Raw genomic sequence first — 19378 nt, 5'->3', positions numbered from 1 at the left:
AACCGTTTCGCCGCAGTTCCGCGACGACCGGTCGGATGACCGACCGCTTCTGTTTGAGTGACCGCACGTCGCCCAGCCCAGAGCCCAGCCCCGCGCCCAGCCCCGCCCCGACCTCGTCGCCGGGGTCCTGAAGGCATGTGGATCGGCTGGCTCGAGTTCGACGTCCTGCTGGGCGGCGGCGGCACCGGCTCGGGCGGCGGCGGAAGCGGAGGTGACGGGGCCGGCGAGGGTGACGGGGCAGGCGGAGGCGGCGGGACGGACTGGCTCGAGGTGCGATTACTCAGGCCCAGCAGCATCGCCGCGGTCTTGCGCGACAACTGCCACCCGGATTGGAGCGGGACGAACTCCATCGGGAACGTGAACTCGCGCCGGTCGGGATTGGCGGTGGTGACGACGACGGCGGACGTCACATGCGATGGGTTCGCGCCCGACCAGGCGATGTTGTTGGCCGCGAACGCCATCGGCAAATAGCCGCCGTCGCGGGCGGCGGTGGTGAAGTTGTCCAGCGCTTCCGCGGTCTCCGGCGTCGAGCCTTCGACCAGGTTGAGTTTCTCGTTGCCGGGCACCGCCGGGTCGGCGAGGCGGAACAGCACATCGTTGAGCGCCTCAGGTGGGGGCAGGGGAGCGCTTGGTGGGGCCACTACGCTCGACGTCGCCGGCGGCGGCGGTTCGGCGGAATCCATTCGCCGCGCCGCTTGTTGCGAACAACCGGTGAGTCCTACCGCCGCCACGGTGATGGCGGTGCCCACTGTTACGCAGAGGTTTCCGGACATCCAGCGGCAGGGCTCAGGGGCGAAAAAACGGGTATAGGCAGGGGAATGCAACGGAAGTCACACCCGGGTCGGCCGCACCCGTCGCCGCGGCCCCCGGAAGGCCTGTGGCTAGGGATTTCGCGGTCACAGAAGTCCTTTCGCTCGGCCCGAGTAGAAGCCGAGATTACCAGCGTGACCCAACTTGTAACTTTTCAACCGCATTTGACTACACACATCAAACGCTGCCGGCCGGTAGCGTTGAAGTATCCGCCACGCCATCCTTGGTGCGGGAAAGGAGCGCAACATGGGTGACTCAGAGCGTTCTGAAGCATTCAAAACATCACGCGATATCCCCCTGTCCAGCGAAGATGCTGCAGAACTCGAACAACTGCGGCGCGAGGCCGCGGTTCTGCGTGAGCAACTCGATAATGCGGTTGCACACCAGAACCCCACTCGCTCGGCCCGCGATGTCCATCAACTCGAAGCGCGCATCGACTCGCTCGCCGCGCGCAATTCGAAATTAATGGAAACTCTTAAAGAGGCCCGCCAACAACTGTTGGCGCTGCGCGAGGAAGTCGACCGACTCGGTCAGCCGCCCAGCGGTTACGGCGTTCTGCTCGGTGCGCATGACGACGAGACCGTCGACGTGTTCACCTCCGGGCGCAAGATGCGCCTCACGTGCTCGCCGAACATCGAAACGTCGCTGCTGAAGAAGGGGCAGACCGTGCGCCTCAACGAGGCGCTGACGGTCGTTGAGGCCGGCACCTACGAATCGGTCGGTGAGATCTCGACGCTGCGCGAGGTGCTGGGCGACGGTCATCGCGCTCTGGTGGTCGGCCATGCCGACGAGGAGCGCATCGTGTGGCTGGCTGAGCCGCTGGTCGCCGAGGACCTGCCCGAAGGGCATCCCGACGCCCTCAACGACGACAGCCGGCCGCGCAAGCTGCGGCCCGGCGACTCGCTGCTGGTCGACACCAAGGCCGGGTACGCCTTCGAGCGCATCCCGAAGGCCGAGGTCGAAGACCTGGTGCTGGAAGAGGTTCCCGACGTCAGCTACGAGGACATCGGTGGCCTGACCCGGCAGATCGAGCAGATCCGCGATGCCGTCGAACTGCCGTTCCTGCACAAGGAGCTCTACCGGGAGTACGCGCTGCGTCCGCCCAAAGGTGTGCTGCTCTACGGCCCGCCCGGTTGCGGTAAGACGCTCATTGCCAAGGCGGTCGCCAACTCGCTGGCCAAGAAGATGGCCGACCTGCGCGGTGACGATGCGCGCGAAGCGAAGTCGTACTTCCTCAACATCAAGGGCCCCGAGCTGCTCAACAAGTTCGTCGGTGAGACCGAGCGGCACATCCGGCTGATCTTCCAGCGCGCCCGGGAGAAGGCGTCGGAAGGCACCCCGGTGATCGTGTTCTTCGACGAGATGGACTCGATCTTCCGTACCCGCGGCACCGGCGTCTCCTCCGACGTCGAGACCACCGTGGTCCCGCAGCTGCTGTCGGAGATCGACGGCGTGGAAGGCCTCGAGAACGTCATCGTGATCGGCGCCTCCAACCGTGAGGACATGATCGACCCGGCTATCCTGCGGCCCGGGCGCCTCGACGTGAAGATCAAGATCGAGCGGCCGGATGCCGAAGCGGCGCAGGACATCTTCTCGAAGTACTTGGTCGAGACGCTGCCGGTGCACGCCGACGACCTCGCCGAGTTCGACGGCGACCGCAGCCTCTGCATCAAGGCGATGATCGAGAAGGTCGTCGACCGGATGTACGCCGAAATCGACGACAACCGGTTCCTGGAGGTCACCTACGCCAACGGTGACAAGGAAGTCATGTACTTCAAGGACTTCAACTCGGGCGCGATGATCCAGAACGTGGTCGACCGGGCGAAGAAGAACGCGATCAAGTCGGTGCTGGAGACGGGCCAACCGGGTCTGCGCATCCAGCATCTGCTCGACTCGATCGTCGACGAGTTCGCCGAGAACGAGGACCTGCCCAACACCACGAATCCCGATGACTGGGCGCGGATCTCGGGCAAGAAGGGCGAGCGGATCGTGTACATCCGCACCCTGGTCACCGGCAAGTCGTCGAGTGCGTCGCGGGCCATCGACACCGAGTCGAACCTGGGGCAGTACCTGTAAGGAGCGTTCGGGCGCTTGTCGGTACCCCCGGCTAGCGTCGCGCTCATGCGGCTACGACGCGAAAGGCCCCCGTACGGCACCGCAGCTGGATGGCGAACTGGCGAAACTAGCTGGCCAGTGAGTAGCTGTTGGTCAGGTCGTCCTGCAGCACCTGGGCCGACTGCGTGGTGGTGTCGATGCGCAACTCTTCCTTCAGCACCCGTGCGTGGTAGGACCAGCCCGCCGGCAGCTTGAGCCGATCACCGAGCTTGGGTAGGTCGCTGCGGGACAGTTCGGGGTCGGCGACCTGACTCCAGGTCTGCATGACCCATTGGTGGCCGTGCGGGTCCTGGAGTTCGTAAATCTCTTGGCCGGCGTCGAAGACGAAGACGGTGTGGCGGCTGACGTGATTAACGGTGTAAGGGGTGGGGTTCATCGACGACAGCAGGACCGTTGCCTGCAGCAGCATGTCGATGCCGCCGAAGGTCTTGATGATCTGCGGGCCCTGCTGATTCTTTTCGATGCGGTTCATCAACCAGTAGCGCGGACCGTTGAGTAGTGCTGTGGCAGCACCGTTTTCGGTAGCGATCGCGTGCGGGTCAAGCGCCTTCCAGAGCTCGTCGGGACAATCGTTGAGTGGGAAGCTGTTGTACACGGTGGCTTGCGGACCCGCCTCCCCGGGGGTTACGAGAAGCACTTCGCCGTAACGTTTCCCGAAAAGGTCGCCCGATTGTTGGGGCGCCGCGGAGTTCGATTGAGGGGCTGACACAGGGTGAACCTAATCACCCAGGTCAGCGGCGTCAACACTGGTCACCGGCGCGTTGACCACGCGATTGCGGTAGCGGTTGCGGGCGGTCAGGGTGAGATGCAGATCGTCGATCAACGGGTCGACGAAGCGCGTGCGGTAATCGGCATCACCGGCCGCCCGGGCGCTGATGTACATGAACGTCAGCGCCCCCAGGAACAGACAGAGATGCACCAGGGAGTCGGGCACCGGCACCGTCAGCCCCATTACGGTCGAGTTGTTGTCGGTGGTGTGCGCCCAGTCCTTCAGCAGTCCCGGGGTGAGCACGATCAGCCCCAGGGTCACATAGATGCCAGCGGTCAGCGCGGCGACCACCGTGATCTGGGCGAGTTGCGATGCCGCCAGCACGAAAACCACGTTGGCACGCTCTGCTCGACTCAACGGCGGGCTGCCCGGTGGATCGGGCATTGCCTCGAAAGGCGTGTCGGACAAACGTTTTCGGTCGATCGGTACGGCTGCGGGGGAGCGTAACATCGGCTTGACGCGTTCGGAGGTGGCGGAGACGACGAAGGCGGCGGCAATGCCTATCAGGAAAAGGATGGCCAGTGCCAGGCGATTACCGCTGATCGTCGCGGCCATGATCCAGACGTTGCCGTTGAAGAACACCAACGTGGTCAGCAGCACGACCGGTAGGGCCCGAACCGCCAGTCCGCCGATTGACGCGAGGTGCGAGAGCGTCATGCGAGCCGACCATCCGATCACCGAGCCGACGCCGCAGCCGGTGAGGACCATCAAGACGACGGCTGTCACGACCGCATCGGGAAGGTGCGACGGGCCGGTTTCGATCAAGATGACGGTTACCACGGTGGCGATCGCGGCCGTTGATGCCAGTGCGCGGTTGCGGCCGTTGGGAATCCGGGACACCAGCCAGCCGACCAGCGTCATGCCCACGGGAGCCAACGCGATGAGAATCAACAGGAACCATTCCCGCGGGGATGGCGAGCCCTCGATGACGACTTCCGTCTTGCCGTCGGTGACCAGCAGCACCGGGAGCGTCCAACAGTGCAACGTGGCGTAGGCGGCCAACACCGGAGCCGACCGTGACCACAGCCGCCGCCACCGGCCTCGCGTCGTCAACACCGACGGCAGACCGCGCTGCAGAAACCAGCTTTCGGCCTCGTCGGTCGCCGACGCGCGTCCTGCCAGCGAGCGCAGAGAAGGGCTCATGCCGCGTCACTGTATCGCCGAGTGGCAGCACGTGTGGCGGTCTTTGCCGGCCGTCGGGTTGAGGCGGTCACGGCCGCCTCGGGACGGTGCGGTCGTCACCTCGGGGCCGGTGCCGATCGGGCTATCGCGGCCGCCTCGGGAGGGGACCACAATCTGTGCCCGGCTTGTAGCGACATTGTCGTTGTGTTGCCGTCCGGGACTCGCTCCAAGCCGGCGAAGAATCGTGGTGCCTCCCGGCCGGGACCGAACGCGCCGCCCGACGGCGTGCCCCGTCCGCTCCGGCTGGACGAGAAGGCCCGCAAGCAGGCCGCATCGTCGGCGGGCTTAGGCTCAAGGTATGCAACGGATTATCGGGACCGAGGTTGAGTACGGCATCTCGTCGCCGTCCGACCCGACCGCTAACCCGATCCTGACTTCGACGCAGGCGGTTCTGGCGTACGCCGCGGCCGCGGGTATCCAGCGCGCGAAGCGGACCCGCTGGGACTACGAGGTCGAGTCGCCGCTGCGGGACGCACGCGGTTTCGACCTGAGCCGCTCAGCCGGGCCGCCGCCGGTGGTCGACGCCGATGAGGTCGGCGCGGCGAACATGATCCTGACGAACGGGGCGCGGCTCTACGTCGACCACGCGCACCCGGAGTATTCGGCGCCGGAGTGCACAGACCCACTGGACGCGGTGATCTGGGACAAGGCCGGCGAACGCGTGATGGAGGCCGCCGCCCGCCACGTGGCCAGCGTGCCGGGCGCGGCAAAGCTGCAGCTCTACAAGAACAACGTCGACGGCAAGGGCGCGTCGTACGGATCACACGAGAACTACCTGATGTCGCGCCAGACGCCGTTCTCGGCCATCATCGCCGGGCTCACCCCGTTCCTGGTGTCGCGCCAGGTGGTGACGGGTTCGGGCCGGGTCGGCATCGGCGCCTCGGGTGACGAGGCCGGCTTCCAGCTCTCGCAGCGGTCGGACTACATCGAGGTCGAGGTCGGCCTGGAAACCACCCTCAAGCGCGGCATCATCAACACCCGCGACGAACCGCACGCCGACGCGGACCGCTACCGCCGGCTGCACGTCATCATCGGCGACGCGAATCTGGCCGAAACGTCGACTTATCTGAAGCTGGGCACCACCGCGCTGGTCCTCGACCTGATCGAGGAGGGCATCGACCTCACCGACCTCGCCCTGGCCCGTCCGGTGCACGCCGTCCACGCCATCAGCCGCGACCCCTCGCTGCGTCAGACCGTGGCCCTGGCCGACGGCCGGGAGCTCACCGGGCTTGCGTTGCAACGGATCTACCTCGATCGGGTAGCCAAGCTGGTGGACAGCCGCGACAAGGATCCCCGCGCCTCGCACGTAGTGGAGACCTGGGCGCACGTCCTCGACCAGCTCGAGCGCGACCCAATGGACTGTGCCGAACTGCTGGACTGGCCGGCCAAGCTGCGGCTCCTGGAAGGTTTCCGCCAGCGTGAGAATTTGAGCTGGTCGGCACCCCGCCTGCACCTCGTCGACCTGCAGTATTCCGACGTGCGGCTGGACAAGGGCCTGTACAACCGCCTGGTGGCGCGCGGGTCGATGAAGCGCCTGGTCACCGAACACCAGGTGTTGGACGCGGTCGAAAATCCACCCACCGACACCCGCGCCTACTTCCGCGGTGAGTGTTTGCGCCGGTTCGGCGCGGACATCGCTGCGGCCAGTTGGGACTCGGTGATTTTCGACCTGGGGGGCGACTCGCTGGTCCGGATCCCGACGCTTGAACCGCTGCGTGGCAGCAAGGCACATGTCGGCGCGCTATTGGATTCGGTGAACAGCGCAGTCGAACTGGTGGAGCAACTCACGAGCTAGACCTGGTTAGACCGACGAAACGTCGGTGCTGACCGGTAGGGTAGAGAAAAGCCAACGGGCAGATGGACACGCAACGCGGCCTGTCAGAAGGCCCGTGACGAAGCAGGAGGCGGCGATGGCGCAGGAGCAAACCAAACGTGGCGGTGGCGGCGGCGATGAGGATGACGTCACCGGCACCACTGCCGCGGGCCAGGAGCGTCGCGAAAAGCTGACCGAGGAAACAGACGATTTGCTCGACGAGATTGACGATGTCCTCGAGGAGAACGCTGAGGACTTCGTGCGCGCATACGTTCAAAAGGGCGGACAGTGACCTGGCCGTTGCCTGATCGTCTGTCCACCAACCCCGCAAGACCCGGATTCCCGGCCGTAGAACTGTCGTCGTTTGCTGACTTCTTGCGCCGGCAGGCTCCGGAACTGCTTCCCGCCAGCATCAGCGGTGCGGCTGTGTCCGACCAATTGCCGCACGGCACCACCATCGTCGCTCTGAAATACCCCGGCGGTGTGCTGATCGCCGGTGACCGGCGCGCGACGCAGGGCAACATGATTGCCGGGCGCGACGTGCGCAAGGTCTACATCACCGACGATTACACCGCCACCGGCATCGCCGGCACCGCGGCCATCGCCGTCGAGTTCGCCCGGCTCTACGCGGTCGAGCTCGAGCACTACGAAAAGCTCGAAGGCGTGCCGCTGACGTTCGCCGGCAAGGTCAACCGGCTCGCGATCATGGTGCGTGGAAACCTGCCCGCCGCCATGCAGGGGTTGGTGGCACTGCCGCTGCTGGTGGGCTACGACATCGCCGCTCCCGACCGGGAGGGTGCCGGCCGCATCGTGTCCTTCGACGCCGCCGGCGGCTGGAACATCGAGGAAGAGGGCTACCAGTCGGTGGGCTCGGGGTCGATTTTCGCCAAGTCATCGATGAAGAAGCTGTATTCACAAGTCACCGACGCCGACTCGGCGCTGCGGGTGGCGGTGGAAGCGCTCTACGACGCCGCCGACGACGACTCCGCCACCGGCGGACCTGACCTTGTCCGTGGCATCTACCCCACGGCGGTCACCATCGACGCCGAAGGCGCCGTCGACATCGCGGAGCGGCGCATCGCCGAACTGGCCCGCGATGTCATCGAAAGCCGTTCGCGCGCGGATACTTTCGGCCCCGACGCCGACGGCGGTGAGAAGTGAGTTTCCCGTATTTCATCTCGCCCGAGCAGGCGATGCGCGAGCGCAGCGAGCTCGCGCGCAAGGGCATCGCCCGCGGTCGCAGCGTGGTCGCGTTGGCGTATGCCGGCGGCGTGCTGTTCGTCGCGGAGAACCCGTCGCGATCGCTGCAGAAGATCAGTGAGCTGTACGACCGCGTTGGTTTCGCCGCGGCCGGGAAGTTCAACGAATTCGACAACCTGCGGCGCGGCGGCATCCAGTTCGCCGACACTCGCGGCTACGCGTACGACCGCCGCGACGTCACCGGCCGCCAGCTGGCGAATGTTTATGCGCAGACGCTGGGCAGCATCTTCACCGAGCAGGCCAAACCGTATGAGGTCGAGTTGTGTGTGGCCGAGGTCGCGCACTACGGCGAGACAAAGCCGCCGGAGCTGTATCGGATCACCTACGACGGGTCGATCGCCGACGAGCCGCACTTCGTGGTGATGGGCGGTACAACCGAGCCGATCACCAACGCGCTCAAGGAGTCCTACGCTGAGAACGCCGAGCTGCCCGACGCGTTGAAGATCGCGGTCGACGCGCTGCGGGCCAGCGCCGGCGACACATCCGGCAACGGTCAGTCCACGCTGAGCATCGCCAGTCTGGAGGCCGCGATCCTGGACGCCAACCGGCCCCGGCGCGCGTTCCGCCGGCTCAACCGCGCCGCAGTGGATTCCCTGTTGGGCGAACCCGGAACCGAACCCGAATCAGAGGGCGAGTCCGCCGAATAAGCGCCCCCGCGATCACGAGGCGGTAATCGCCAGCAGCGCGACGTCGTCGTCGGGACGCAGTTTCGGGATCAACATCGTCAGTTCTTCGACGAGACCCAGCGCGCCCAGCCTCGCCCGTTCGGCAACGAAGGCAGCCAAATTGTCCTGGTCGAACGGCGCCGCGGCGTGGCGGGCCTCGACGATCCCGTCGGTGTAAAACAGCAGGGTCTGCCCCGGTCGCAACTGGATGACGCAGGCGTCGAACACCGCATTCTCGATCATGCCGACCAGCATCCCGTCGCGAGATCGCACCTCTTCCGCACCACCGGCGGGATCCAGCAGTAGTGCGGGTGGATGCCCACCCGTGGCCATCGTCACCCGGCAACCGTCCGCGCCTGGCTCCAAGGTCCCGAACAGGACGGTGCAGAAACGCCGGGGAGCCAACTCGCGCATCAGCACCGCGTTGAGTTCCGCAAGCCCCAAGGTCGGGTCGCGGTAGTGCAGCGCGGCCGAGCGCAGGGTGTAGCGGATCAGCGACGTCGCCACCGCGGCCTCGACGCCGTGACCCTCCACGTCGCCGACGAAGAAAGCCCACCGGTTGTCACCGAGCGGGAACACGTCATAGAAGTCCCCGCCCACCCGCCGCGGCGAAGCCGGATGGTAGTGCGCGGCCAGCGTCAGTCCCTCGATGCGAGGCAGCACCGGCGGAAGCAGCGTTTGCTGCAGGACCGCCGCGTATTCCTCGGTAAGGTCTCGGTCGTACTCGGCGATGTCGCGGTCCCGCAACGCGAGGTCGCGGTCCAGGCGGGCGTCGTCGCGATCCCGCCGCGCCTCGTCACGAGCCCGCTGCGCATCCGCGCGGTCGACGCGGGCGTCGTCGCGCGCGTACTCCGCCGCGTCGCGCAGCCGTCGCTCGGCCCCCAGCGCGTCCAGGGAACTGAGCCGAAGCTCGAGCTGCTCCATGACGATCGCTGCGAGATCCTCGAGCACCGAAAGCTGGTCGCCGGACGCCTCGCGCGCCTCGTGGTCCATGACCGCGACCGTGCCGATCCGATGCCCGTCGAAAGTGACGATCGGCGCGCACGCATAGAACCGGATCCGGTGCTCGCGCGCGAAGGGGTTTGTCGGGAACGTCGTGAGCGCGTCGGGCACGAAATAGGCGTCACCAGTGACGATCGCAGGCTCGCACAGATTGGCACCGCGCGGGATCTGGCGAACCTCGCCGACCCCATGGACCGCGACGAATCCGATGCGGTTACGGCCGACGATCGAGACCGCCGCCATGGGTGCACCGAAGAAGCGAGCGGCCAAGCCGACGACTCTGCCGAAAACCCGATCGGGCGGCGCGTCCAGCACGCGGTATCGCTCAACCGCGTGCACACGAGCCGTTTCGGCGTCGCTGCCCAGGAAACTATGTTCAGAAATGGCTTTTCCACCCGCCGAATCGCCGTGCCACCCAGGCCCGATGGGATCAGTCGAAATATAGCCAGAATCGTCGGATTCGAATCTTCGATAACACCCTCACTGCCAGGTGTTCGGCAACATCGGCATGATCGGCCCACCGCCGAAATCGTCGTCGACCAACTTCGTCAAACCCGCCGCTTCCCCGACGGTGTCGTGGGGGAGGGTCCCGGCAAGTCCCTGCGATCCAGCGCCTTGCCCTGAGGCCGTCGCATCGTCCGGCGGCTCGTCGAACAGTGGCTCGACGTCCACATCCATGTCCATGAACTCGTCACCGTAGCCGCGCTGGGTGGTGCGCGTGCGCTGGCGAAGCCGCGCCTGCCGACGCAGCGCGGCCGATGACTTCGCCGCCTCGGCGGCGCTGTCTGGCTCGGACGCTTTCTTCTTCGCGCTCGCGCTCGCGCCGGCGGCCATCCCCGAACCGAATCCGATTCCCGGCGGACCGACCAGGTAGGGCGGCGTGAACCCGGCAGCCGGGGGCGCAGGGGCAGATGGCGCGGTCGCGGTGCTCGTCGGCGCGGCCGAGGGCGCCGGGGCCGACGCCGAGCCGGCGGTGGATGCCGTGCCAATCGACGTTGGTGACGACGTCATTCCCGCGGCCGGCAAGTCCACGGCGGCCGGAATGGGCGCGGGAGCGGGCAGTTCGGTGGGGGTGGGTGCTCCCGCCAACCCGGCCAGCCCGGTCAGCCCGCCGGCCGATGCCGCCGGCACCAACATGGCACCCCCAGCCGCTGCCAACAGCAACGGCGACTGAGTTATGGCCGTTCCGAGTTGGGCGACGTGCGTCGGCCAGTCCAAGAGGGAAAGGGCCAGGAAATACTGGATCGCCTGGGTCGGGTTCTGCGACATCTGCATGGTGTCCCCGATCAGCTCGAGGCCGCGAGCGAGGTACCACATCGGCTGGGTGGCGTCCGCGTAGCTCTCGTAGCCGAGTCCGTTGAGTGTGCCGGCGCCGGAGTCCCAGTAGATGCCGAAGATCTCCAGGAAGTCCGATATGAGGTCGGTCAAAGGGTTGGAAACCAACGGATTTCGGATCAACCCGTTGATGCCGAAGCGCTCCAGGATCGGCGCGATCGCATTGATCATGGCCCGGCCTGGATCCAGCGATGCCGCCGAACCGGCAGATCTCACGATGGGCGGTGCCGCCGACGTGGTTGGTGTGGATGCGACCGCGGCCGTCGCCGCGGACTGGTAGGTGGCCATCGTGGTGGCGGCCTGGATCCACATCCGCACGTAGTCGGCTTCGTTGAGCGCAATCGGGACGGTGTTGATGCCGAAGAAGTTCGTGGCGACCAGTGCGGCATGGGTGGCGTGGTTGGCGGCCAACTCAGCCAGGGTCGGCATGGCCGCCAGGGCGGCGGTATACGCGGCGGCGGCGACCTCGTGCTGGGCGGCCGCGGCGGCACCGTCGGCACTGGCGTCGAGCAGCCACGCCACATAAGGCGCCTGAGCCGCCGACCAGGATTCGGCGCCGGAGCCCTCCCAGCCCGCCCCCACGGCGGTGACGACGTCGCTGATCTCCGCGGCCGCCGCGGCGTATTCGATGCTGAGCGACTCCCACGCCGCAGCGGCCGTCAGCAGCGACTCCGCACCGGGACCCAGGCTCAGCAGCGCGGAGTGAACCTCCGGTGGCGCGGCCATCCAGATCATCGTCAACGGGGCCTTCCGAAGCGGGCTGTGAAACGGAAGTTTCGCACAGCCTAACTTTTAGATTCGCTACCCCTGCAGAGTGGGTTGGTACTACGACGCGGGCGCGGCTGTGCACCGTCGCGGAATGACAACCAGTACCCTCGATTACGTGCAGCGACGAATAATGGGCATCGAGACCGAATTCGGTGTCACCTGCACCTTCCACGGGCATCGACGCCTGTCCCCAGACGAGGTAGCCCGCTACCTGTTCCGGCGGGTGGTCTCGTGGGGTCGCAGCTCGAATGTTTTCTTGCGCAACGGGGCTCGCCTCTACCTCGATGTGGGCAGCCATCCGGAGTACGCAACCGCGGAGTGCGACAGCCTGGTGCAGCTGGTCACGCACGACCGGGCCGGCGAGTGGGTGCTCGAAGACCTGCTGGTCGACGCCGAGCAGCGGCTCGCCGACGAAGGCATCGGCGGTGACATCTACCTGTTCAAGAACAACACCGACTCGGCGGGCAACTCGTACGGCTGCCACGAGAACTACCTGATCGTGCGCGCCGGCGAATTCTCCCGGATCTCCGACGTGCTGCTGCCGTTCCTGGTCACCCGCCAGCTGATCTGCGGCGCCGGCAAGGTGCTGCAGACGCCCAAAGCCGCCACATTCTGCCTGAGCCAGCGCGCCGAGCACATTTGGGAAGGGGTGTCGTCGGCGACCACCCGGAGCCGACCCATCATCAACACCCGCGACGAGCCGCATGCCGACGCCGAGAAGTACCGCCGGCTGCACGTCATCGTCGGCGACTCCAACATGTGCGAGACGACCACCATGCTCAAGGTGGGCACCGCGGCGCTGGTGCTGGAGATGATCGAGGCGGGAGTGGCGTTCCGGGACTTCTCGCTGGACAACCCGATCCGCGCCATCCGCGAGGTCAGCCACGACGTCACCGGTCGTCGTCCCGTCCGGCTGGCCGGCGGACGCCAGGCGAGCGCGCTTGAAATCCAGCGCGAGTACTACAGCCGCGCCGTCGAGCACTTGCAGACCCGTGAGCCCAACGCCCAGATCGAGCAGGTCGTGGATCTGTGGGGCCGCCAGCTCGACGCCGTGGAAAGCCAGGACTTCGCCAAGGTGGACACCGAGATCGACTGGGTGATCAAGCGCAAGCTGTTCCAGCGCTACCAGGACCGCTACAACATGGAGTTGTCCGACCCGAAGATCGCCCAGCTCGATTTGGCCTACCACGACATCAAGCGCGGCCGTGGCGTGTTCGACCTGCTGCAGCGCAAGGGCCTGGCCACCCGGGTCACCACCGACGAGGAAATCGCCGATGCGGTCGAGCGGCCACCGCAGACCACGCGGGCCAGGTTGCGCGGCGAGTTCATCAGCGCTGCACAGGCGGCCGGACGTGACTTCACCGTCGACTGGGTGCACCTTAAGCTCAACGACCAGGCACAGCGAACCGTCCTGTGCAAAGACCCGTTCCGGGCCGTCGACGAGCGGGTGAAACGACTGATCGCGAGCATGTAGCCGACGAATGGCCATTTCGAAAGTTGAGCGGCTGGTCAACCTGGTCATCGCACTGCTATCGACTCGCGGCTACATCACCGCCGAGAAGATCAGGTCCAGCGTCGCGGGGTACTCCGAGAGCCCTTCGTCCGAGGCGTTCTCCCGGATGTTCGAACGCGACAAGAACGAACTGCGCGACCTGGGCATCCCGCTGGAAGTCGGGCGGGTATCGAACCTGGACCCCACCGAGGGTTACCGCATCAACCGCGATGCCTACGCGCTGCCGGATGTTGAGTTGACCCATGAAGAAGCCGCCGCGGTGGCCGTCGCGACCCAACTCTGGCAGTCGCCCGAGTTGATCACCGCCACACAGGGGGCGCTGCTCAAGTTGCGAGCGGCCGGCGTGGACGTCGATCCCGCCGACTACGGCGCCCCGGTCGCCATCGCCTCGCCGGCCGGTTTGCCGGGCCTGCGTGGATCCGAGGGTGTCCTCGGAATCCTGTTGGAAGCCATCAATTCTCGGCGGGTGGTGCAGTTCCCGCACCGGCCCTCCCGCGCCGAGCCGTATACCACTCGCACCGTCGAACCGTGGGGTGTGGTCACCAACAAGGGCCGCTGGTATTTGGTCGGGCACGACCGCGACCGCAACGCCACCCGCACGTTTCGGGTCTCCCGCATCGGTGCCGAGGTCGTCCCGATCGGGGAGGCGGGGGCGGTTACCGTGCCCGACGGCGTCGACCTGTCGCAGATCGTGGCCCGGGCCGTTGCCGAGGCGCCCACCGGCGCACAGGCCAGGGTGTGGGTGGCCGACGGCCGCGCCACGGCGTTGCGCCGCGCCGGTCGCTCGGTGGAGTCCCGCCCGCTCGCCGGGCGTGCCGGTGAAGTGATCGAGCTCGACATCTCCTTCGGTGACCGGTTGGCGCGCGAAATCGCCGGCTACGGCGCGGACGCGATCGTGCTGGAACCCGCGTCGCTGCGCGAGGACGTGGTGGCCCGGTTGCGGGCGGCGGCGAGCTCCGAGGAGGAGCGGCGCAAATGACTCCCGTATCGACGAGGCTGGTGCGGCTGCTCAACATGGTGCCGTACCTACAAGCCAATCCCCGGATTACCCGCGCTGAGGCCGCCGCCGACCTCGGTGTCTCCGAGCAGCAGCTCGAGCAGGACCTCAACCAGCTGTGGATGTGTGGCCTGCCCGGCTACGACCCCGGCGACCTCATCGACTTCGAGTTCTCCGGGGACACCGTCAAAGTGACGTTCTCCGCCGGCATCGACCGGCCGCTCAAGCTCACATCTCCCGAGGCCACCGGGCTGTTGGTGGCCCTGCGGGCGTTGGCCGACTTCCCCGGCGTGGTCGATCCCGAGGCTGCGCGCAGCGCGATCGCCAAGATCGCCGCCGCGGCCGGAGCCGCCGGACCCGACAACGCGGTGGCTGCCACCGACGAGCCCGCGCCCTTGGAAAGCCGCGCCGCGGCCACCGTGCGCGCCGCCGTGCGCGACAAGCGGGCCCTGACCATCGATTACTACGCCGCCTCCCACGACTCCCTCACCTCCCGCATCGTCGACCCGATCCGGGTGCTGCTGATCGGCGACCACAGCTACCTGGAAGCGTGGTCACGCGAGGCTGAGGGGGTGCGGTTGTTCCGGTTCGACCGCATCGTTGACGCGGCCGAGCGGGGTGAACCGGCATTGCCGCCGGAGCCGGTCCTGCAAGCCCCACCCGACACCTCGTTGTTCGACGGCGACCCGTCGTTGCCCTCGGCGTTGCTGCGGGTGGGCCCGTCGGCATCGTGGATGTTCGAATACTTCCCGATCAGAGAGGTACGCGAGCTGTCTGACGGTTCGTGTGAGGGGACGATGACCTACGCCTCCGAGGACTGGATGACCCGGCTGGTGCTGGGCTTCGGAGCGGCGGTGCAGGTGCTGGAGCCGCAAACGCTGGCGCAGCGGGTCCAAGCCGCGGCCGCCGCGGCCCTCCGGGCGTATGAAGCCTTCGAACACGCTACTGAACAGGTGTGACGCGCAGGCACCGTTCGCATGTCCCGGAGCGACCGCCGTGCTGCGGTAACATCGGGTCAACGTCTGGAGGTAATCAAAGTGGGCAGTCTTCAACCGTGGCACTGGCTGATCCTCGCTGTCGTGGTGATTGTGTTGTTCGGTGCCAAGCGGCTCCCCGACGCGGCGCGCTCACTGGGCAAGTCGCTGCGAATCTTCAAGTCCGAGGTCCGTGAGCTGCAAAGCGAGAACAAGTCCGAACCGTCGATCGAGACCCCGGCGACCCCTGCGGCCACCCCGACACCGGTGCAGTCGCAGCGCGTCGAATCCACCGAGCAGGGCCACACTGAGGCGCGGCCGGCATAGTCCGGCGTCCCTCTGACCGAATGTCGTGAAAGCTTCCCGGGTTTCTGCGCGCGCTTTCGGTCCTCTCAAACGGCTCAATCCGCGCAATCGGCGTAGCCGCGTCAATCCTGACGGGACCATGTCCCTGGTCGAGCACCTGACCGAATTGCGCGCGCGCCTGCTAATTTCGCTGGCCGCGATCGTCGTCACCACGGCGTTCGGGTTCATCTGGTACTCGCACCCAATCTTCGGGCTGGAAAGCCTCGGCGAATGGCTGCGACAGCCGTATTGCGCTCTGCCGCAGTCGGCCCGGGCGAACATCAGCGCCGACGGGCAGTGCCGGCTGCTGGCTACAGCGCCCTTCGACCAGTTCATGCTGCGGCTCAAGGTCGGCATGACGGCCGGCATCGTGCTGGCCTGTCCGGTGTGGTTCTACGAGCTGTGGGCATTCATCACCCCGGGGCTTTACAAGAAGGAGCGCCGCTTCGCGGTGGCCTTCGTGATCCCGGCGGTGATCCTGTTCGTTGCCGGTGCGGCGCTGGCGTACCTGGTGTTGTCCAAGGCCTTGAGCTTCCTGCTGACCGTCGGCAGCGACGTGCAGGTCACGGCGCTGTCCGGCGACCGGTATTTCGGGTTCCTGATCAACCTGCTGGTGGTGTTCGGGGTGAGCTTCGAATTCCCGCTGCTGATCGTGATGCTTAACATCGCCGGCATCCTGACCTACGAGCGGCTCAAAGCCTGGCGGCGCGGGCTGATCTTCGCGATGTTCCTGTTCGCGGCGGTGTTCACGCCGGGCTCGGATCCGTTCTCGATGACCGCGCTCGGTCTGGCGTTGACCGTGCTGCTGGAGTTCGCCATTCAGATCGCCCGGGTGCACGACAAGCGCAAAGCCAAGCGCGAAGCCGCCGCGATCCCGGACGACGAGGCGTCGCCCATCGAGCCGCCCTCGCCGATACCGGCGCCCTCGGTGATCGGCGGATCCCATGACGACGTCACCTGAGCCCGTCGCGAGCGTGCACAGATGTCCGGCGACACGCCGACCGGGCCGGCAATCCGCGCACGCTCGCGGCAAGAGACCGGTCAACGCGTGACCGAACTTCCCGAGCTCACCCGGTTCAGCGCCGAACTGGCCTTCGCCCTCGACGACTTTCAGCGCCGCGGCTGCGCGGCGCTGGAACGTGGTCACGGCGTGCTGGTATGCGCCCCGACCGGCGCCGGCAAGACCGTCGTCGGGGAATTCGCGGTGCACCTGGCGCTGGCGGCCGGCGGCAAATGCTTCTACACGACGCCGCTGAAGGCGCTGAGCAACCAGAAGCACACCGACCTCGTCGCGCGCTACGGCAAGGACCGCATCGGCTTGCTGACGGGCGACCTGTCGGTCAACGCCGACGCTCCGGTGGTCGTGATGACGACCGAAGTGCTGCGCAACATGCTCTATGCCAATTCGACAGCGCTGCAAGGACTTTCCTACGTCGTCATGGACGAGGTGCACTTCCTCGCCGACCGGATGCGCGGCCCGGTGTGGGAGGAGGTGATCTTGCACCTGCCCGACGAGGTGCGCCTGGTCAGCCTGTCGGCCACCGTGAGCAACGCCGAGGAGTTCGGCGGCTGGATCCAGACCGTACGCGGCGACACCACGGTGGTCGTCGACGAGCACCGGCCGGTGCCGCTGTGGCAGCACGTGCTGGTGGGCAAGCGGCTTTTCGACCTGTTCGACTACCGGCCCGAGGCGCCCGCCAAGGACAAACCGCACGTCAACCCCGACTTGCTGCGCCACATCGCCCATCGCCGCGAGGCCGACCGAATGTCCGACTGGCAGCCCCGGCGTGGTCCGCGTGGCGGTCCGGCCCGCGGCGGTCGGCCGCGCTTCTACCGCCCGCCGTCGCGGCCGGATGTGATCGCGTCTCTGGATGCGGCGGGGTTGTTGCCGGCGATCACCTTCGTTTTCTCCCGGGCGGGGTGCGACGCGGCCGTGCAGCAGTGTCTGCGCTCGCCGCTGCAACTGACCACGCAGGAGGAGCGGGCGCGGATCGCCGAGATCATCGAGCACCGCTGCGGTGATCTGGCCGACGCCGACCTGGCGGTGCTGGGCTACTACGAGTGGCGCGAGGGGCTGCTACGCGGCCTGGCGGCTCACCACGCCGGGATGCTGCCGGCATTCCGGCACACCGTCGAGGAACTGTTCACCGCGGGCCTGGTCCGGGCGGTGTTCGCCACAGAGACGCTGGCGCTGGGCATCAACATGCCGGCCCGGACCGTCGTCCTGGAGAAGCTGGTCAAGTTCAACGGCGAGCAACATGTGCCGCTGACACCGGGGGAATACACCCAGCTGACCGGGCGTGCCGGCCGCCGAGGCATCGACGTCGAGGGGCACGCGGTGGTGCTCTGGCACCCCGAGGTAGAGCCGTCGGAGGTGGCCGGCCTGGCGTCCACCCGCACCTTCCCGCTGCGCAGCTCGTTCGCCCCGTCCTACAACATGACGATCAACCTGGTTCAGCAGATGGGACCGGAACAGGCGCACCGGTTGCTCGAGCAGTCGTTCGCCCAGTATCAAGCGGACCGTTCGGTGGTCGGCCTGGTCCGTGGCATCGAACGCGGTAAGGGCATGCTGGACGAGATCGCCGCCGAGTTGGGTGGCCACGAGGCGCCGGTCCTGGAATATGCCCGCATGCGGGCGCGGATCAGCGAACTGGAACGCTCCCAAGCCCGCGCGTCGCGGCTGCACCGGCGGCAGGCCGCCAGCGACGCACTTGCGGCGTTGCGCCGCGGCGACATCATCACTATCACCCACGGCAGGCGCGGCGGCCTGGCGGTGGTGCTGGAATCTGCCCGCGACAGCACGGACCCTCGGCCGTTGGTGCTGACCGAGCACCGGTGGGCGGGCCGGATCTCGTCGGCCGACTACACCGGCGCCACCCCGCCCGTCGGATCGATGACCCTGCCAAAGCGCGTCGAACACCGCCAGCCGCGGGTACGTCGGGATCTGGCCTCCGCGCTGCGCTCGGCCGCCGAGGGCCTGCCGACCCCGACGGGCCGGCGGAACAAGGACGACGCGCACTACGACCCGGAGCTGGCGTCGCTGCGCGACGAGCTGCGTCGCCATCCCTCCCACAACGCACCGGACGTGGACGAGCAGGTCCGCGAGGCCGAGCGGTACCTGCGCATCGAACGCGACAACGCGCAGCTTGAACGCAAGGTGTCCGCCGCGACCAACTCGCTGGCCCGCACGTTCGACCGGATTCTGGGTCTGCTGATCGAGCGGGAGTTCATCGAGGGCGGATCCGATGACCCGCAGGTCACTAACGATGGCAAGCTACTGGCCCGGATCTACAGCGAAAGCGACCTGCTGGTCGCCGAGTGCCTGCGCAGTGGCGCGTGGGCCGGGTTGAAGTCGGCCGAACTGGCGGGCGTGGTGTCTGCGGTGTTGTACGAGTCGCGCGGGTCGGACGGGCCGGGTGCGCCGTTGGGTGCCGAGACGCCGACGCCGAGACTTCGGCAGGCGCTGACGCAGACAGCGCGGCTGTCCGCTGACTTGCGGGCCGACGAGCAGACGCACCGCATCGGCCAGAGCCGGGAACCCGATGACGGCTTCGTCCCGGTGATCTACCGGTGGGCGCGCACCGGCGACCTCGCGGCGGCCTTGGCCGCGGCCGAGGCGGCGGGCAGCGGCGCGCCCCTGTCAGCAGGTGATTTCGTCCGCTGGTGCCGCCAGATCCTCGACCTGCTCGACCAGGTCCGCAACGCGGCCCCGGATCCGGACGTGCGGGCAACGGCCAAGCGCGCTATCAATGACATTCGGCGCGGCGTCGTCGCAGTTGACGCCGGGTAGGCTAGGCCGGAGCTACGGTGGATCGGCATACGACCACGGG

At 67.1% G+C, this 19378-nt stretch carries 16 protein-coding genes and 1 pseudogene; 11 read left to right on the top strand and 6 right to left on the bottom strand.

Annotation, left to right across the window (positions count from 1 at the left end; genetic code table 11):
- Together A5645_RS27665 and lppK are read right to left on the bottom strand one after the other, a co-directional pair.
- Positions 1-100: DUF503 family protein (locus A5645_RS27665; protein WP_155767947.1), on the bottom strand; the 100-nt coding region annotated here is incomplete at its 3' end.
- 106 nt (positions 101-206) lie between these two features.
- A pseudogene (lppK, locus tag A5645_RS27030) lies at positions 207-773 on the bottom strand (lipoprotein LppK); the annotation flags it as partial.
- Positions 774-1056: 283 nt separating this feature from the next.
- Here lppK and arc point away from each other — a divergent pair.
- Positions 1057-2886 carry a proteasome ATPase gene (gene arc, locus A5645_RS10155; protein ID WP_065037056.1) on the top strand — a complete coding sequence of 610 codons (1830 nt, stop codon included), beginning with the start codon at positions 1057-1059 and terminating at the stop codon, positions 2884-2886.
- A 106-nt stretch (positions 2887-2992) separates the two neighbouring features.
- On the opposite strand, the gene A5645_RS10150 is transcribed toward arc, so the two are convergent.
- Both A5645_RS10150 and A5645_RS29440 read right to left on the bottom strand, forming a co-directional pair.
- Positions 2993-3634: a hypothetical protein gene (locus A5645_RS10150; RefSeq protein ID WP_065129414.1), complete on the bottom strand. Its 642-nt coding sequence runs from the start codon at positions 3632-3634 to the stop codon at positions 2993-2995.
- Positions 3635-3643: 9 nt separating this feature from the next.
- Positions 3644-4837 carry a hypothetical protein gene (locus tag A5645_RS29440; RefSeq protein ID WP_253866913.1) on the bottom strand — a complete coding sequence of 398 codons (1194 nt, stop codon included), beginning with the start codon at positions 4835-4837 and terminating at the stop codon, positions 3644-3646.
- Positions 4838-5174: 337 nt separating this feature from the next.
- Between A5645_RS29440 and dop the strand changes: the two genes are divergently transcribed.
- The 4 genes from dop (at position 5175) to prcA (ending at position 8596) form a co-directional block, all read left to right on the top strand.
- A complete protein-coding gene (gene dop, locus A5645_RS10140; RefSeq protein WP_065037058.1) occupies positions 5175-6671 on the top strand; it encodes a pup deamidase/depupylase in 1497 nt (498 codons plus the stop codon).
- 115 nt (positions 6672-6786) lie between these two features.
- Complete coding sequence (locus A5645_RS10135; RefSeq protein WP_036361021.1) at positions 6787-6981, top strand: ubiquitin-like protein Pup; 195 nt, start codon at positions 6787-6789, stop codon at positions 6979-6981.
- Positions 6978-7850, top strand: a complete 873-nt coding sequence (gene prcB, locus A5645_RS10130) for a proteasome subunit beta (protein ID WP_065129413.1) — start codon at positions 6978-6980, stop codon at positions 7848-7850. Before A5645_RS10135 ends, prcB begins: the two co-directional genes overlap by 4 nt.
- Positions 7847-8596, top strand: a complete 750-nt coding sequence (gene prcA / locus A5645_RS10125) for a proteasome subunit alpha (RefSeq protein WP_065037060.1) — start codon at positions 7847-7849, stop codon at positions 8594-8596. Before prcB ends, prcA begins: the two co-directional genes overlap by 4 nt.
- A 12-nt stretch (positions 8597-8608) precedes the next feature.
- Here the strand turns inward: prcA and A5645_RS10120 are convergent, their stop codons facing one another.
- Complete coding sequence (locus A5645_RS10120) at positions 8609-9955, bottom strand: SpoIIE family protein phosphatase (protein WP_253866910.1); 1347 nt, start codon at positions 9953-9955, stop codon at positions 8609-8611.
- Positions 9956-10096: 141 nt separating this feature from the next.
- Positions 10097-11686, bottom strand: a complete 1590-nt coding sequence (locus A5645_RS10115) for a PPE family protein (protein WP_065129412.1) — start codon at positions 11684-11686, stop codon at positions 10097-10099.
- A gap of 148 nt (positions 11687-11834) precedes the next feature.
- Between A5645_RS10115 and pafA the strand changes: the two genes are divergently transcribed.
- The 6 genes from pafA to A5645_RS10085 all read left to right on the top strand — a co-directional run bounded on the left by pafA (position 11835) and on the right by A5645_RS10085 (position 19338).
- Positions 11835-13193, top strand: coding sequence for a Pup--protein ligase (gene pafA, locus A5645_RS10110; RefSeq protein ID WP_155767946.1), 1359 nt, complete (start codon positions 11835-11837; stop codon positions 13191-13193).
- A gap of 7 nt (positions 13194-13200) precedes the next feature.
- Positions 13201-14211 (top strand): helix-turn-helix transcriptional regulator, encoded by a 1011-nt coding sequence (locus tag A5645_RS10105; protein ID WP_065129411.1) that lies wholly within the window; start codon positions 13201-13203, stop codon positions 14209-14211.
- Positions 14208-15188 (top strand): helix-turn-helix transcriptional regulator, encoded by a 981-nt coding sequence (locus A5645_RS10100; RefSeq protein ID WP_065034174.1) that lies wholly within the window; start codon positions 14208-14210, stop codon positions 15186-15188. Before A5645_RS10105 ends, A5645_RS10100 begins: the two co-directional genes overlap by 4 nt.
- Positions 15189-15266: 78 nt before the next feature.
- On the top strand, positions 15267-15530 hold the full coding sequence (tatA, locus tag A5645_RS10095) for a Sec-independent protein translocase subunit TatA (RefSeq protein WP_036359604.1): 264 nt from the start codon (positions 15267-15269) through the stop codon (positions 15528-15530).
- A gap of 25 nt (positions 15531-15555) precedes the next feature.
- The gene (gene tatC, locus A5645_RS10090; RefSeq protein WP_155767944.1) at positions 15556-16509 is read left to right on the top strand and encodes a twin-arginine translocase subunit TatC; all 954 of its coding nucleotides are present in this window, start codon (positions 15556-15558) and stop codon (positions 16507-16509) included.
- An 87-nt stretch (positions 16510-16596) separates the two neighbouring features.
- Positions 16597-19338 (top strand): DEAD/DEAH box helicase, encoded by a 2742-nt coding sequence (locus A5645_RS10085; RefSeq protein WP_065129419.1) that lies wholly within the window; start codon positions 16597-16599, stop codon positions 19336-19338.
- Positions 19339-19378 lie beyond the last annotated feature (40 nt).

It is taken from the genome of Mycobacterium asiaticum, from assembly GCF_001673635.1.
GTDB classification, from domain to species: Bacteria; Actinomycetota; Actinomycetes; order Mycobacteriales; family Mycobacteriaceae; genus Mycobacterium; species Mycobacterium asiaticum_C.
This window is presented reverse-complemented; position numbering and strand designations above follow the sequence as displayed.

Bases quoted from the DNA above. Each gene is read 5' to 3' on its own strand.
- arc (WP_065037056.1), top strand. From the start codon at position 1,057: ATGGGTGACTCAGAGCGTTCTGAAGCATTCAAAACATCACGCGATATC.
- A5645_RS29440 (WP_253866913.1), bottom strand. From the start codon at position 4,837: ATGAGCCCTTCTCTGCGCTCGCTGGCAGGACGCGCGTCGGCGACCGAC.
- dop (WP_065037058.1), top strand. From the start codon at position 5,175: ATGCAACGGATTATCGGGACCGAGGTTGAGTACGGCATCTCGTCGCCG.
- A5645_RS10135 (WP_036361021.1), top strand. From the start codon at position 6,787: ATGGCGCAGGAGCAAACCAAACGTGGCGGTGGCGGCGGCGATGAGGAT.
- A5645_RS10115 (WP_065129412.1), bottom strand. From the start codon at position 11,686: ATGATCTGGATGGCCGCGCCACCGGAGGTTCACTCCGCGCTGCTGAGC.
- A5645_RS10105 (WP_065129411.1), top strand. From the start codon at position 13,201: ATGGCCATTTCGAAAGTTGAGCGGCTGGTCAACCTGGTCATCGCACTG.
- A5645_RS10100 (WP_065034174.1), top strand. From the start codon at position 14,208: ATGACTCCCGTATCGACGAGGCTGGTGCGGCTGCTCAACATGGTGCCG.